The sequence below is a fragment of the Epibacterium sp. Ofav1-8 genome, assembly GCF_022348185.1.
In the GTDB taxonomy this organism is placed as follows: Bacteria; Pseudomonadota; Alphaproteobacteria; order Rhodobacterales; family Rhodobacteraceae; genus Epibacterium.
Genome location: NZ_JAKRFD010000011.1, coordinates 155,590 through 171,335, shown reverse-complemented (window position 1 = coordinate 171,335; position 15,746 = coordinate 155,590). Strand labels below are relative to the sequence as shown.

Below are 15,746 nucleotides of genomic sequence, written 5' to 3'. Positions count from 1 at the left end.
TCTCGTGATCCAAAACCAGCCGCACCGCTCTCGCGCGCAGTTCTTCTCGATAACGTCTTCCGTTCTTCGTCTTTCCCATGACCCAGTATCCTTACTTCTGGGTCTCCGGCAAACAAGGGGCGGTTCAATCGCCCTGCTGTCCACTTTTCTGTTGGGTCAGCTCGAGTTCGTGGGTATTGCGGAACCGTTGAACAGATTGCGGGGTGAGTCGAACCCGTAAGATGAATTCCGCACACCGTTGCTTTATCACGTTGTGCGCCACCCATTGCAATTTGGTTTTTTACTGATGTTCTTCTTTGCTGCGCCGGTTATGACGGCGGGGTACTTGCACTTTGCTGGCCTAAAGACGGTATATATGTTGATCGGGCTACGTTTCGAGGAACGAGCGCTTGTAGCTAGATTTTGGACGAGCTATCAATCCTATCACTCGCAAGTGCCTATGCTCATTCCCAGACCTTGGTCGGCGCGACATCGCAGCTTACCCTAGTTCCATATTCCTTGGGTCTGCGCAGTCTTGCTGATTAAATCCGTGACGCCTCAAAGCTGACTGATCTGAAGATGCGAACAAAGACCAACCTTTCTGCATCCGCTACGCTGGCATATGGCGGTGTGCTTATCAATACGATGCCGATCTGGCTGGTGCGCCTAGGTGACAAAGCAACGGCTGATGAAACCCTACCGGGGATCCTTGCCACAGTTATCCTACTCGCAACGGCGGCGGGATGTGCTGTGGGGAAGGTCATACTAGCACGCAGTTTGGCTGCAATTGCGGCTGCACTGGCCCTGATCGGACTGACTGTGCTGGCCGTCGTCGTCGATAACATGTCTCAACATACACTTGTGGTGGCGGGCGGTGGGTTCGGAATAGTACTTGGCCTCTTGCTGCGAAAAACGTTGGTCATAATGCTTCAAACTCATGATCCACCGCGACTGGTGGCGGAAGGTGTATCGGTTGGCGTACTGGCGTCTGCAGTCGTTCTGCTGGCGGATTCTATTCAAGGCGGCGGGATGCTGTCGTTCATTGCTGGCCTCAGCATTGTCCCGCTATGCTTGGCAATGGCGAGGGGTCGTGGATTGCACGCCCACACCGAAGTCAGGTACGCTTTGGAAAGGCCCTGGCAGCACGCTAGCTTTCTGGTATTCTTTCTAGGGATGGGTGCTTATTGGGCCTTTCTTGAAGCCTACGCAGAGTATATTGGACTCGGCAGTATAGGCGACTGGCTACTCGCGGGTCTTATGACGTCGGCTATGGGAGCTGCATTAGCCTCGCGCTTGCGCTCGTCAATTCATCGACGCATGATGCTTTTGAGCCTTCTTGCTACTGCTTTCAGCGGTGGCATCACCTATCTCGCCACAACCCCGTTAACGGTGGGCATCTCCATCTGTGCCAACGGTTTCTTCCTGTTTATGTTTTTCCCGCTTTACTTGGGCACAGGGCGGGCCGATCAAGCCGGGCCACGCCTGGTCGTTTATCTTTCTGGTTTCGCGCTTGGCGGTGCCTTGGGAGCACTGGCCGTGGTCTGGGGTGACTTCCCGGGACTGGCAGTTGTCGTCGCCGCATCTGGAATCATGGCTGCTCCGGCTGTGCTGCGTTCGCCACCTCACGAGGTTGTCTGATCTCAAGTCCCGCTTGTCTCCAAGCAGCGATAGCTCGATCTCTCAGTTCCGCGTAGCAGGGCAGATCAAGCTCGGAGTAGGCTTGTGTTTCAAAGTCGGGATAAATATCGCGCATAATCGTAATCTCTAACCGCGCCTGCTCCATATCACCCAGTTCCACGTAAAACCAAGCAAGATGGGCGTGAAACCAGAAAAAGCCCGGCGTGGGAAAACGGCTAATCTCAATCAGCGCGCTTTCAAAATCATGAGCCCGGGCCATACGCCAGCAGTGCGCAAAATGATACCAACCTGGGTGATTGGGACTCAAAGCAATGGCTCGGTCTAGTAAGGCAATTGCACGGCTCTCCTCTCCCAAGAAAGCAAAGCAATGGCCCAATTCGGCCAGAACGTCGGCATGACCATCATTCAGGCTTAGCGCTCTTTCGGCAGCATCACGAAAACCGGCTTCATCGCCTTTGTAGAACCGTATTGTGGCCAAGGCGGTTTGGGCAAATGCATCTTCGGGATCGGCCCTAACCGCGTTGCGTGCTGCAGTGTACGCTTCACTCAATGCATCGACGCCGAGCCTTTTGTTAAGGTGAAATCGGTGCTCTTCCAATAACACTGTCGCATAGCATGCCCAACCAAGCGATGCCCCAGGATCACGCTCAAGGGCTTTCGGAAAGGCGTCACGCAGCATGGCGTGAAGCTCGGGCGAGTAGGTACAGTAGAATTCATGGAACCGCGCGACCAGCTCACAAATCTCCCAAGTGCCTAGCTCACCTCGGCGGGTATTGTTGCGGTCTATGTGGTCGGCGATGGCCCCATAACGGCTGGCCACGCGCCCCACGATAAGCCCCGCGATCTCATCCTGAATGTCAATAAGATCAGCGACATTGTCATCGCGATCAAATTGATCTGTTAACAGGATTTCACCAGTATCGGTGACACTAACCTGCACAGTGGCACGGATGCGCGGCGAAGACTTACGTATGCTCCCTTCGACAATATAACCAACACCGAATTCACGCAACAACGCGTCCGGTTGCAACCCGCTTTCGGCCATCTGAGTTGTCGTGCGACGGGAAAATACGAACAATTCTCGAAAATGAGATAGGTTAACGATAATTTGTTCCGTCAGCCCGTCAGCGACGAAGGCGTCGGCGGCATCCGAACCCAGCATCTGAAAGGGAAACACCGCGATGGTGGGGCGATTGTTGCGGTGCGCTTCGACCATAGCCGCTGGTGTTTGGAGCAGGTCCTCTGCTCCGTCGTCGGGAAGTACGTCGGCCACAAAGCGAAATCCGTGACCATGAAGCGTCTTGATCGTATGCTGCTCGCGACCGGAGTCGCCGACTGCAAGCCGCGCTTCTTTGATAGCTGTAGATAGGCTGGCATCCGAAACAATTCGATCGCCCCACACCAGTCTGACCAGTTCATCTTTCGTCAAAACCCTGTGCCGATTTCCGATCAAGGCCTTCAGTATGCGCATTGTCTGAGGCGTCAAGGGATGGCTCACGTCATCACGCTGTATCCGGGCGAGGTTCGGATCGAATACGCAATTGTTGAATTTGATGATCATAGATCCTGAGCACCTGCAAAGACCGCGTTGGAGTACATATAGGTGAAATCCCTCGTGAATGCTCCAGAAAACTCAGGAAATTCTCAGGAATTCATTCAGACCCACAGTCTGGCACTCTTTATAACCTTCTCAACACACAGCCCGCACCTCGGGCTCGGCGCTTAAGAGGGACTTAGAATGAAGTATAGACACGCGTTGCCGCAGCTGCGTGGCCAAAAAATGATGACCGATGGAGGGCTGGAAACCGTTCTGGTGTTTAAGGAAGGAATAGACCTTCCCTTGTTCGCCGCCTTTAAGGCGCTAGAGACCGAGGCCGGGATCGAGGCCGTTACGCGCTACTTCGACCAGATGGCCAACATTGCTGTCGAAACCGGCCGTGGTTTTATCATGGATACGCCAACGTGGCGCGCAAGCACAAAATGGGGGGGCGAACTGGGTCTTTCGGCGGCCGAGCTGAAGGAAATCCACCGCGAAGCCATCGCAAGTTTCATCAAGCTACGAGAACAGTACGAAACACCACAAAGCCCGTTTGTGATCAATGGATTGGTTGGCCCCCATGGAGACGGCTACGCCCCAGAATCAGAACTGTCGATAGAGGAGGCGCAGGTATATTACTCTGAACAGGTTCAATGGTTTAGCGAACTTGGCGCTGATATGGTGTCGGGCATGACCATCACCTCCATATCCGAGGGTATCGGCATCGTTAAGGCAGCTCAGGCGGTGAATATTCCCTCGGTCGTGTCCTTCACCGTCGAAACCGATGGTCGCCTGCCATCAGGCGAAGGGTTGGCCCAGGCCGTCAATGCGGTAGACCGGGCCACCAGCGGGGCGGCGGCGTATTATATGATTAATTGCGCCCACCCCGATCACTTCCTCGATGTGATTTCAGACGGTAGCGACTGGTTGAAACGTGTCGGAGGTTTGCGCGCGAATGCGTCCCGTTTGTCACATGCTGAGCTAGATAGGGCGGAAGAACTGGACGATGGGAACCCTCAAGAGTTGGGTCAACTATATCGCCGCGTGGCTGAACTACTGCCGAATTTGAATGTGGTAGGCGGCTGCTGCGGTACCGATCACCGCCACATAAGGGAAATCTGCGCGGCACTCGACTCTGTCTAACAATCGATTCACAGCGCGCAAATCAACTCAGAGTCAGTACACGCAATTAGCCAGCGTGGCTGACTCATAGTCCCACCGTTGCAGTAATGGCAACGCAGCCCTTTGAGGTCAAAATCATGAGCATCGACACTCTCAAAGCAGAGCTGATTAGTTTGTTGCCGAGGCTTCGGAGATATGCGCTGTCGTTGACGAGAAATCATGCTGATGCCGATGAGCTCGTTCAGGATGCCTGCCTTCGAGCGCTGTCCTATGCAGATCAACGGAACAACGAACAACCACTCGCCGGCTGGTTGTTCCGTATCTTGCATAACGCCTGGATATCAGAAATCCGCAAAAGGAAGGTGCGCACCGGTCAGGGAAATATTGCAGCCGAGGATGCAACGGAGTTGATGACCCGCACGACGGGCGAAAACCACGCAATGGCGTCAGATGTGTACGCGGCTATCATGTCACTCCCGTCGCATTTGTCTACAACGCTGCTCCTCGTGACGGTCGAGGGGCATTCGTACAAAGACGCGGCCGAACTTTTGAATGTGCCAGTAGGCACTGTGATGAGCCGGATCAGCCGTGCACGGTCGCAACTTGTCCATCAAATCGACCCTCAAACGGGAAGTTCGTCTAAGGTAGACGAATGAAACCCGCACTCTCCAAGTAACTCGCTGATTTTCGCCGTTGTGAGCACGTTGTTTATGATGTTTCTCTGGATGTGGTTTGCTGCGAGAGTCATGTCTCATGGGGCGCCTTGCTGCCGCGATGAAAAACTCGCAGCCGAGCCACAAATAGTGGCATTAGGGTCTCGTCCGCCCTGCTTCATCAGCTCACCGGATCGCAGGCACCGTCCAGGCAGAATATTCTTGTACAGCAGCTGGTTTCTGTCGAACATCACGCCAGATAAAGCGTCGCTTGAATGGCGTCAGACGCTACCTAAGTCCAATCGTGATAGGAAGACCATGAATAAGTCGGAAATTTTAACTTATTGGTTGAATTCTGTGTGGGGTTCGGGTGAATTTGAAAGTTTTGAGACGCTTTTTTGCAAGGGCGCTACAATTCGTGGAGCAATGACACGGGAGTCATTAGAGCCACGAGAGATAATTGAGTTTGTTGCTAATTTCAGGAGCCTCGTTCGAAGCTTCAGGGCTGAAACTGATATGAGCATAGAGGAGGAAAATTGGCTTGCGTCAAGAGTGAAGATGCACATAATGCCAATTGATGGAGGTGATGAGTTTGTTGCTGTTGATCATTTTTTTGTACGCTTCAATGGGTCTAAAATATCGGAAGTCATCAGCCATTTAGACTATTTTTCCTTTTTTGAAGGCACGGGGCAGCTTCCAAAAGACGCTCTTGCAGCGTGCATGACGGGTGATCGCCTCACTTGGCACAATTAGCGTTGGAGCAGCAGCGTTACCTTATCTTATGTCGAACAGATCATTAAACTCCTTGCTTTGCGTAGAATGTACTACAAAGAATTTAAAGTGCCTCCTATGTCAAAGCCAAATCAGCTAAAAAATGATACCTAACAAGGAGAGATGCTTTGTCTGGCACTGGGCGTAATGTGAAAGGTCGAGCCTTGGGAAGGTTAGAAAGTTATAGGCAATTGAAGAGAGCCATACCCGGTTTGGATAATATTTACACAATCATCCCAACACTAATCCATGGCTCCAACAACGACACGCCGAGTATTTTGATCATCGGAGCTGGCGGTGGCAGAGAAATTGAAGTGATAAAAAGAAGTGGCGCTTTGGGACAGGTCACTGCTATCGACCCATCGGCTGAAAACTTAAATTTAGCACGCGCTGTTACCGGATCCGATTCCAATATAAAGCTCATCAATGGAACAATGGACATTTTGCCTCATGGAGAAACTTTTGACATCATAACGTCTCTTTTTGTCATGCACCACCTGCCGGATGATTGCGAAAAGCTAGAATACTTGAGATCGATCAAAAAACACTTGGCAAAAAGCGGCGTTTTGATTCACGCTGACGCGTGCCTCGAAGAGGCTCGAGAGCTCGAGAGATTGGTTTCGTATTTTGAGGCGACTTCTGATGCCCTTGGTATTCCAGACGAGATAGTCTCTTTGGAGCTGAGTTCAATAAAGAATTTACCGTTGATATCGGAAGAAAGGACATATGAGCTTTTTGCTCAATCCGAAATTTTTAATCCCCAAGTAGTATTTCGAACGCTGTGGTATCGCTGTTGGGTTGGTAAAAACACCTAACAGGCCACTGAATCCGGTTGACTGGTAACAGAACTCATTCCACCATGGAGAACAGCGTCCCGCTGGCCTGACTAATTAAGAGATCTGCTAAGCGCTGGTCAGAGAAACGTTAATAGTCTTCAAAAAGATCTTCGCCTAGAATGATCAGCACATTGGGACGGAGAGGATGCCAGTCTAGACAAGGATGGGCACGACGACCAAATTAGTAGCATCATCAGATAATTTTTTGGGCCGGGATCATGGGGGCAAGGCGACTCGTATAGTTTGAGTTCAATACACCGCAACGCTCGGTATTCCACCTTCGCGCACGGTGGCACGATACATTCCGTTACAGTTGAATGGCGTCGCGATGTTGCCCAAACGGTCAACTGCGATGACACCGCCGCTGCCACCGCGCGGTGCCAGATCTTTCTGCACAACGTAGGTCGCCGCAGGGATGAGATCCTGTTTGGCGTATTTCATGCGCGCGGCGATTTCATAGGCCGCGGTGCGCTGCAAGAATATTTCACCGTATCCGGTTGCCGATACCGCGCAGGTTTCATTATCAGCGAAGGTGCCTGCACCAATGCAGGGCGTATCGCCAACGCGGCCCGGAGCTTTGGCGGTCATGCCTCCGGTCGAGGTCGCAGCGGAAAGGTTGCCGTACAGATCCAGCGCAACAGCGCCCACTGTTCCGTGACGTCGCGCGGGATCATCGCTTTCCTGCCCGACTTTGCGCAGTTTCATAGTCTCTTGCAGCATGTCCCAGCGTTTCTGGGTGAAAAAGTAATCCTTACCTTCAAAGGGTACGCCCGCAGATCGCGCCACGTCGAGCGCATTTGGCCCGATCAGAAAGACCTGATCGGTCTGCTCCAAAACGGCGCGGGCGACCTGTACGGGATTGCGCGGACCAAAGATGCCGGCGACGGCACCGGCGCGACGGTCCTGACCCTGCATCACCGCGGCATCCATTTCGTGTTCGCCGTTGGCGTTGAATACCGCACCGCGGCCCGCGTTGAACAGCGGTTCATCTTCTAATTCGCAAACGGCCCGTGTCGCGGCGTCCAGAGCCGTCCCGCCGTCGCGAAGAATGGTTTCGCCGACCTCAAGGCACCTGGCCAGAGCCGCCAGCAGGGCGGCTTGTTCTTCTGCGGTCATTTTGTCCTTGGGCGGCACACCGGCCCCACCATGAATGGCGAGTGCGTACATCAGATTGCTCCAGTTTCAGCTGTCATTGCGGTCCTTCGCCAGGGCAGTCGGCATTCAAGGACCGGTGCTTGGCCAGTCTTTCTGCCTGCCTGCGAAGGGAGAGGCACCCCGCAAGAGATGTGCTCCTGCGGGCGAGGGTTGGTTTTGTTGTTCAGAGCGACGTGATTTTTGCGGAGCGAGGCAGCGCAGGCGCGCCTGCAACCAATCCCCGCTTAGTGTTGCAAGATCTGGTTCAGGAAACGCTTGGCGCGCTCCGTCGCCGGGTGTTCAAAGAAGCTGTTCGGATCATTTGCCTCGATGACGCTGCCTTCCTCCATGAAGACGACCTGATCAGCAACCTCGCGGGCGAACCCCATCTCATGGGTGACGCAGATCATGGTCATGCCATCACGCGCCAGTTCGATCATCACCTCCAGCACTTCTGAGATCATCTCGGGGTCCAGCGCCGAGGTGGGTTCGTCAAACAGCATGACCTTTGGGTCCATTGTCAACGCGCGGGCAATGGCCACGCGCTGTTGCTGGCCGCCGGACAGCTGGCCGGGGAATTTCCGGGCCTGTTCGGAGATCTGAACCCGCGACAGCAGGTGCAGGGCCTTGTTCTCGGCTTCTGCACGACCGACCCCGAGCACCCGGCGCAGGCCAAAGGTGCAATTGTCCAGCACCGTCATATGCGGGAACAGGTTGAACGACTGGAACACCATGCCGACGGTCTGGCGAATGGCCTCGATGTCTTTCAGGTCTTCGGCCAGTTCGACACCATCCACGAGGATCTGTCCGCCGTTATGCTGTTCCAGGTTGTTGATGCAGCGGATCAGCGTTGACTTGCCGGAGCCCGAAGGGCCGCAGATCACAAGTTTCTGACCCGGTATGACATCAAGCGAGACATCGCGCAGCGCATGGTAGTCGCCATACCATTTGTTGACGTCTTTCAAAGAAATGATCGGGGATTGCGTGGTCATTTGGGATTTCCTTGCAAGGGGTCAACGACGGGAGGCTTCGATGCCGCGCTCGAGATGGGCGCCGTATTGAGCGATCGAGAAACAGATGATGAAGAAGAACAGCGAGACCATCAGCAGGCCTTCGACATGCAGGCCGATCCATTCTGCGTCCTGGAAAACCGCCCGCATGGTGCCGACCAGTTCCAGCAGACCGACGATCATCACCAGCGTGGTTTCCTTGAACAGGCCAATGAAGTTGTTGATCAGTGCCGGCACCGAATTGCGCAGGGCCTGCGGCATGACGATGTAGATCACGGTTTTCCAATAGCCGCAGCCCATCGCATAGGAGGCTTCGACTTGACCGCCTGGCAGCGCCTGGATCGCACCCCGCAGGATTTCGGCCTTATAGGCTGCCGAAACAAAGATCATCACCGCCAGAACCCGCAGCAGACGGTCGATCTCCATGCCGCCGGGCAGGAAGATCTGCAACATCAGCGAGGCCATGAACAGGAAGGTAAGAAGCGGGACTGCGCGCACAAATTCGATATAGCCGACGCAGATCCAGCGGATCACCCGCAATTTCGACTGCCGCCCCAAGGCCAGCAGGATCGACACCGGCAGGGACAGGCACATTGCAATCGCGCCCAGGAAGAAGGTCAGCATCAGACCGCCAAAGACGGTTGAGGGCATTGCTTCGAGAATGCCGCCGCCCTTGAGTAGGAGCCACAACGCCACCGGCAGGAGGGCGATATAGGCCAGAATGAATTTGCGCGGCATGCGGCGCGAGAACAGGAGCGGAAAGGCCAGAACGCCCAGAAGGAAGGCGGCATTCACCCGCCAGTGCTCCGGGGCGGGGTAGGGGCCATAGACAAAGACGTTGTAGAAATCGACGATCGGAATCCAGCAGGCCGCGTGCGGGACGCAATCTGCCCGGCCTTCGCCGGTAAAGACCGCCGAAAACAGCATCCAGTCCAGCGCCGCGGGCACCTGCCAGAGCAGGATTGCGGTGATCAGGATCGTGACCAGGGTGCTTGGGATAGTCTGAAACAGGTTGCGTTGCGCCCATTTAACCGCTCGCTTCAGCGAGAGCGGGGCCTTGGGCTGGCTGCGCGCAGTAACAGGCGCGCCGAAGAGGTTATCCGTGGACATCGCTCATCTTTCCTTGATTTGCACAGCTTTGTTGACGCGCCCCATAACCCAGGACAAAGCCAAGTTTAGGACCATGTAGGTGAGCATCACAATGGCGATACATTCGATCGCTTGGCCGGTGATATTCAACGTACTGCCGCCGGTGGTGCCCATGACATCGAGGAAGCCAATCGCGGTCCCCAAGGACGCCGCCTTGAGAATATTGATATAGTTTGAGGTCATCGGCGGCACGATGGCACGCAACGCCTGCGGGATCACCACCTCGAGCATCACCAGCTTGCGAGAGGCGCCGAGCGCCTGAGCGGCCTCTGCCTGTCCCTTGTGGACGCCCATGACCGCCCCGCGGATCACCTCGGCGCAATGGGTCGAGAAATAGACGGTCACCGCGGCCCACATCGTCATAATCTCGGGCGACAGCGTCATACCGCCATCAAACCCAAACCCTTTTTTCACGGGATAGTCGATCTGGGCAGGCACGCCGGAAATCAGTGTCGCGAACACAGTGATTGCCGCCACCGCCGTCAGCGCTGCCAACGCACGCAGAGGCCGGGACAGGTGACGCAGGCGCAGCCAAACTGCGGCGACGCCGCCGACACAGCAGATTAGGAACAGAAACAATGCCGCTGAATTATATTGCCAGTCAAACGTCGGCAGGAAGATTCCCCGGTTCGAGACAAACCCCATATCAAACAACGGTATGGCCTGACGCGCGGCAGGCAGCGCCAAAAAGAGCCCGTACCAGACGAAGATATGCACCAGGACCGGCACGTTACGCAGGTACTCCAGCACCACGCGCGCGGTTGTTGATAATAGCCAGTTCGGGGACAGCCGCGCCATTGCCAGCGCGAGCCCCATCAGAGTGGCAGTCACGATGGTCACAACCGCAAAGAACACGGTGTTCAATGTGCCGACCCACCAGGCATAGGCATGGCTTGCGCTTTTGGGGGAGTAGTCGATCAGCGAAAAACTGATGTCATACCCGGCGCGTTCGGTAAGGAAGCCAAAACCGCTGGTCACGCCAGAGCTTTGCAGGTTACGCGCCGCGTTGAAACCGGCGGTTCCAAGTATCGCCAGCAGACCGGCAAGCGCCATGCCCTGAAGCAGGAGGTTGCGCAATTGTCTGTTGTTCCAGAGCTTTTGCATCTTATGGGCCCTTCGGCTGAGAAACGGCGAAGCGGCAACTGCCGCTTCGCCAGCAGGATCAACGGATCGGGTAAGCGTAGAGTAGGCCGCCGTCGCTCCATTGCGCATTCAGGCCGCGTTCAAAAGCCAGCGGGGTTGCGTCGCCCAGGTGACGGTCGAACAGCTCGCCGTAGTTGCCAACCGCTTCAATCGCGGCGCGGGCCCAACCGGCTTCCAGTCCCAAGCCTTCTCCAATGCTGCCTTCTGACCCCAACAGACGCTTGATGGCGGGACCTCCGGTTTTGGCCAGTTCGGCGGTATTCGACTGGGTCACACCCAGCTCCTCTGCCGAGATCAGCGCCATTGCGGTCCAGGTCGCCACTTCGCGCCAGCGGCCTTCGCCTGCCTTGACGTAGGGGCCAAGCGGTTCCTTGGAGATGGTTTCCGGCATCAGGACATGGTCGTCCGGGTTCGGCATGCCGACGCGGTTGGCAGCCAATGCCGAGCGGTCGTTGGTGATCACGTCGCAACGGTCCGCCAGATAGGCCGCCTTTGCTTCGGCTGTGCTTTCGATAATCAACGCCTTGTAGCTCATGCCGTTGGTTTCGAAATAGTCGTTGACGTTGCGCTCGCTGGTGGTGCCGGGATAGGTGCAGATCACCGCGCCATCCAGCTCTGCGGTGCTGGTGACGCCCAGGGCTTTCTTCACCAGGAAACCCTGGCCATCATAGAACCAGGGGGTGGTGGTATCGACGCCGTTGCGCATGTCGCGGGTCGCTGTAAAGGTTGTGGTGCGCGACAGAACGTCGATTTCGTCCGAGACTAGAGCCGTCAGACGGTTCTTGGAGCTCATAGTCGAGTATTCGACCTTGTCCGGATCACCGAGCACAGCCGCTGCCAACGCACGGCAGTAATCAATGTCAAAGCCTTGCCACACGCCGTTAGCGTCCGGAGTGGCGAAACCAGCCTTGCCCGGATGGATACCGCATTTCAAAACGCCACGCTCCTTCACTTCATCCAGTTTGTCTGCAAGCGCCGGGCTGGTAAAAATTGCTGCCGAAGCAAAGGCAGCTAAAAATGTACGAGCAATCATGCCAATCTCCCTCATTGTGCGTCCAATAAGTAGTCGCAAAATCTAGTTTTGTATACAATAATTTTGACGATCAGTCGGAGACATGGGGAAGGATCCCTCAACAATCTGAATATTAACGTTTTTTACGAGATCGGACGGTCTCATCCGGACTGCTGGCTGTCTGCAAATAGGCGGCTCACGCTACGTGTTCGCCTGTACCGCCACCAGGCGTTCAATCAGCGCATGCGAGTTCAGTAGGATGTGGCTTTCCATCCGGTCGCAAGCACCCTGCACATCACCCTTGTGACAAGCCTCAATAATGTCGCGGTGGTCGCGTAGTGACCTGTCATGATCCCGCAGCGATTTCGTCAAGGAAAGAAGCCGCTCGGTGTAGCTAGCGTTCAACTCTTCGATCAACAAAAGAGTATGTGGCTTGTTTGCAGGACTGCTGAGGGCACGATGAAACTCAAAGTTAAGTTGACTCCATTCCGCCTCATTACAATTCGCCATCTTTTCATTTATTTCAAACGCTTGATCCAGTTGTTCTGCAGTAAGCACCGGTATCGCCAGCTTCAGCATCCAGATCTCAAGCTGACAGCGGACTTCATAGTACTCTTTGATCATCGCCGGGTCGATGCTAGCTACAACAGTGCGTCCTGTTGGCGAGATTTCCACCAAACCTTCAGTGGCCAGTTCTTTCAGCGCTTCACGAACTGGTGTGCGACTAACCCCCAGAAGCTCGGCTAGCTCTGTCTGCCGCAGCGCTTGACCGGGTACATAATCATTACTTAGCACAAGCTCCCGCAGACGCTCGGTGGTTTGATCGGCTTGGCTTTTCTTCTTCTCTAACGTCATATTGATCCCGCTTACGGTGAGATGTCGAGCCCTAACAATAGAACGAATCCGACGAAAACGTATACTAAATCGATCCGGATAGGCGCTGAATGTATGCGTACGACAGAGGTGGTCCTGGAAATTCGACCAGTTTGCCGCGGTGCTAAGCTATAACTTTGGTTTCATTTCAGGCGGCAACCTTCAGGTCCGGAGCTCGTCTACCATAGGCCTCGTCCGGCGTCATGATCCCATGTGATGAGTGCGGGCGTCTTTCGTTGTAGTAGCTGATCCAGCCACCGATTCCGTCCCGGGCTTCGGAACCGGTTTCGAAGGCGTTCAAGTAGACGCATTCATATTTGAGGGATAGCCAGAGCCGTTCGATCATGCGTTTGTCGATCCAGCGTCCCCGGCCATCCATCGAGATTTTCACCGTCGCATCGCGTAGGACGTCGGTGAAATCGGTGCTGGTGAATTGGGAGCCTTGATCGGTGTCGAATATCTCAGGGGTGCCGTATGCTGCCAGCGCTTCTTTCAACGCCTCGACGCAGCCCCCCGCGTCCATGCTGTTCGAGAGCCGCCAGCTCAGCACCTTCCGGCTGTGCCAGTCCATGATGGCAACGAGGGAAAGAAATCCCCGGCGCATAGGGATGTAGCTGATGTCCGCGCACCAGACCTGGTTGGGCCGGGTGATGGGCAAGTCCTTCAGAAGATGTGGATATATCTTGTGCTCCGGGTGCTTCCTACTGGTCTTCGGCTCTTGGTAAATCGGCACCAAACGCATGAGCTTCATCAGCCGCCGCACACGATGTCGCCCACATCTGTGGCCCTCCCGCTGCATGTGGCGGGCCATTTGTCGGGACCCATACGACGGTGTCTCCAGGAACTGCCGGTCGATGATTTCTATGAGCTTCAGGTTCTCGGCGCTTTCCCCGCGCGGCTGATTGTAGAGAGACGAGCGCGCCAGTGACAGGAAACCGCATTGCCGCCGGACACTGAGATCAGGATGATCTTTCTTTACCGCTTTTTTACCTCCAGTGCCGAGGACGAGATCGGAGGTTTCCGATATCGTAGCAGCGCCCGTGACCCCAATGGAGCCGCGTAAGCACTGCGGAGCATCCCGCTTCACGACCAGCTGCCCGAGTTTGGCGTGAAACTTTTCGACAGCTGCCGTCGATATCGTCGGCTCGGCGATCGACTGACCTCTGAAGGCCTGTACCATGTTCTCGATCCCGGTGTTCGTCGGGAAAACAGCGCCCCACGCTGTTTTCTGTTCCTCCTCACTCCAGCCGCTATTCATAGTAGGATGGATGCCATACTTCGTGGCAAGGTCTGCCGTCGTCAGCTCCTCATGGAGGACTTCCAGAGCAACCTACGCCTTGAACTCCGCCGAATAGCGTTTCCGTTTGGTCATTTCTGCGCGTTCTTCCTCAGGCGCTACACCTTAACACATGGTCCGAAATCCCGCGACCACATCTATTTCGCGCCGTCGATCCACCGTACGTCGGCGCTGACATGAAAAATCGTGATCTGATTGGAATAGATTCTGCCACTGGCGCGTCTTCTGTCCTGAAACACACAAATAGCACTCATTCGAAGCGAACAAGGACAGAGCATGTACAAGGTTGGATCATCGGCCTCCGAGGTCATGAAAGGCAGCAACGGTGCCGAGATTTTCTTTGCCTTCGCGGGGCATGACATCGTTTACGCCTATGGTGGAAACGACGTGGTCCACGCGGGCGATGGCGATGACATCGTTTTTGGCGGCTCCGGTGACGACATTATTTCCGGCGGGTCGGGCGACAACTGGCTTTATGGCGATTCCGGCTCGGACATCCTCAAGGCCAGCGGCAGCGGCTACAACTACCTGAACGGCGGGTCTGGAGTGGATCTTGCCAGCTTTAAGGACATGGATTTTGGCATCACCGCGAGCCTTACAACCGGGGAATATGAACGCGAGGAAGGTGCCTATAACCCCACGCTTGGACGGTTGGTCGGCATCGAAAACCTTCAAGGCTCAGCCTATGACGATTTTCTCAGTGGTGACAGCGCTAATAACGCGTTCTGGGCCGGCGGTGGCAATGATCAAATTTGGGCCGGCGACGGAGACGACATACTTTATGGCGAAAGCGGCCGCGACAACTTGGGTGGCGGCCGTGGGGATGACAGCCTCTATGGAGGCACGGGCAACGATGTCCTTTACGACATCTATGGACAGAACCATTTCGATGGCGGCGATGGTCAAGACACGGCCGACTTTCTTGGCTCTTATGTCGGCGTTTACGCCTCACTCCGCAACCTGACCGGATTTGCCCATTCCGACGATATGTATACCTATCTGGACTCCATCGAGAACCTGTTTGGCTCCGGTCAGGATGACACCTTGAAAGGTAGCGAAGTCGACAACATCATCAATGCCAATGGGGGTGACGATGAGGTCTGGGGATACGGTGGTGAAGATTTGCTAAGGGGTGGTGACGGTCGAGATGAGCTATTTGGTGGCTATGGGGATGACACGCTCAACGGGGGTGTGGGAAATGATACAATGGAAGGCGGCGCGGGCAACGACCTTCTGGTCGGCGGCGGGGGTAAGGACGTCTTTGTGTTCAAAACGGGTTCTGGTGTCGATCGGATTACAGATTTCCGCGAAAACGACAAAATCGACCTTTCGGAGCATTGGAGCGCGTCTTATTGGCCCGAGTATCCCGATTGGGACGACATCTCCGCCATCACCAACGAAAACGACCTGACAATATATGTCGGCAACGATGAGATTGTTCTGGTCGATTATCTGGACAGTGGGTTTTGGTTCTCGATGGACAATTTCATTCTTTGATGCCGCACGGCGTCGGCGAAAACCGCACCACTCGAGCAAACCCCCGCTCGGGTGGAGGCAGCCGTTTTGGTGGGGCACACCGTGGGCCGCAAAAC

At 55.1% G+C, this 15,746-nt stretch carries 14 protein-coding genes; 6 read left to right on the top strand and 8 right to left on the bottom strand.

Annotation, left to right across the window (positions count from 1 at the left end):
* Window positions 1-558 precede the first annotated feature (558 nt).
* The gene (locus MHM97_RS17605; RefSeq protein WP_239323858.1) at window positions 559-1,617 is read left to right on the top strand and encodes a hypothetical protein; all 1,059 of its coding nucleotides are present in this window, start codon (window positions 559-561) and stop codon (window positions 1,615-1,617) included.
* Here MHM97_RS17605 and MHM97_RS17600 read toward each other — a convergent pair.
* Window positions 1,568-3,178, bottom strand: a complete 1,611-nt coding sequence (locus MHM97_RS17600) for a winged helix-turn-helix domain-containing tetratricopeptide repeat protein (protein ID WP_239323857.1) — start codon at window positions 3,176-3,178, stop codon at window positions 1,568-1,570. The genes MHM97_RS17605 and MHM97_RS17600 overlap by 50 nt on opposite strands.
* Window positions 3,179-3,355: 177 nt before the next feature.
* Here MHM97_RS17600 and MHM97_RS17595 point away from each other — a divergent pair, with 177 nt between their 5' ends.
* The 4 genes from MHM97_RS17595 to MHM97_RS17580 all read left to right on the top strand — a co-directional run bounded on the left by MHM97_RS17595 (window position 3,356) and on the right by MHM97_RS17580 (window position 6,515).
* Complete coding sequence (locus MHM97_RS17595; RefSeq protein ID WP_239323856.1) at window positions 3,356-4,297, top strand: homocysteine S-methyltransferase family protein; 942 nt, start codon at window positions 3,356-3,358, stop codon at window positions 4,295-4,297.
* Window positions 4,298-4,413: 116 nt separating this feature from the next.
* Complete coding sequence (locus MHM97_RS17590) at window positions 4,414-4,932, top strand: RNA polymerase sigma factor (protein ID WP_239323849.1); 519 nt, start codon at window positions 4,414-4,416, stop codon at window positions 4,930-4,932.
* A gap of 315 nt (window positions 4,933-5,247) precedes the next feature.
* Window positions 5,248-5,682 carry a nuclear transport factor 2 family protein gene (locus MHM97_RS17585; protein ID WP_239323846.1) on the top strand — a complete coding sequence of 145 codons (435 nt, stop codon included), beginning with the start codon at window positions 5,248-5,250 and terminating at the stop codon, window positions 5,680-5,682.
* Between the two features lie 146 nt (window positions 5,683-5,828).
* Complete coding sequence (locus tag MHM97_RS17580; RefSeq protein WP_239323845.1) at window positions 5,829-6,515, top strand: class I SAM-dependent methyltransferase; 687 nt, start codon at window positions 5,829-5,831, stop codon at window positions 6,513-6,515.
* Between the two features lie 270 nt (window positions 6,516-6,785).
* Here the strand turns inward: MHM97_RS17580 and MHM97_RS17575 are convergent, their stop codons facing one another.
* From MHM97_RS17575 to MHM97_RS17545, 7 genes are all read right to left on the bottom strand, one after another.
* Entirely contained in the window at window positions 6,786-7,703 is a 918-nt protein-coding gene (locus MHM97_RS17575) for an isoaspartyl peptidase/L-asparaginase family protein (protein WP_239323844.1), read from the bottom strand.
* A gap of 212 nt (window positions 7,704-7,915) precedes the next feature.
* Entirely contained in the window at window positions 7,916-8,662 is a 747-nt protein-coding gene (locus MHM97_RS17570) for an amino acid ABC transporter ATP-binding protein (RefSeq protein WP_255729897.1), read from the bottom strand.
* Between the two features lie 21 nt (window positions 8,663-8,683).
* Entirely contained in the window at window positions 8,684-9,790 is a 1,107-nt protein-coding gene (locus tag MHM97_RS17565) for an amino acid ABC transporter permease (RefSeq protein ID WP_239323843.1), read from the bottom strand.
* Between the two features lie 3 nt (window positions 9,791-9,793).
* Window positions 9,794-10,933: an amino acid ABC transporter permease gene (locus tag MHM97_RS17560; RefSeq protein WP_239323842.1), complete on the bottom strand. Its 1,140-nt coding sequence runs from the start codon at window positions 10,931-10,933 to the stop codon at window positions 9,794-9,796.
* A gap of 58 nt (window positions 10,934-10,991) precedes the next feature.
* Window positions 10,992-12,005, bottom strand: coding sequence for an amino acid ABC transporter substrate-binding protein (locus tag MHM97_RS17555; protein WP_239323832.1), 1,014 nt, complete (start codon window positions 12,003-12,005; stop codon window positions 10,992-10,994).
* Window positions 12,006-12,185: 180 nt separating this feature from the next.
* On the bottom strand, window positions 12,186-12,839 hold the full coding sequence (locus tag MHM97_RS17550; protein ID WP_239323831.1) for a GntR family transcriptional regulator: 654 nt from the start codon (window positions 12,837-12,839) through the stop codon (window positions 12,186-12,188).
* 166 nt (window positions 12,840-13,005) lie between these two features.
* Window positions 13,006-14,181: an IS3 family transposase gene (locus MHM97_RS17545; RefSeq protein ID WP_239323864.1), complete on the bottom strand. Its 1,176-nt coding sequence runs from the start codon at window positions 14,179-14,181 to the stop codon at window positions 13,006-13,008.
* A gap of 249 nt (window positions 14,182-14,430) precedes the next feature.
* Between MHM97_RS17545 and MHM97_RS17540 the strand changes: the two genes are divergently transcribed.
* Window positions 14,431-15,651: a calcium-binding protein gene (locus MHM97_RS17540; RefSeq protein WP_239323829.1), complete on the top strand. Its 1,221-nt coding sequence runs from the start codon at window positions 14,431-14,433 to the stop codon at window positions 15,649-15,651.
* Window positions 15,652-15,746 lie beyond the last annotated feature (95 nt).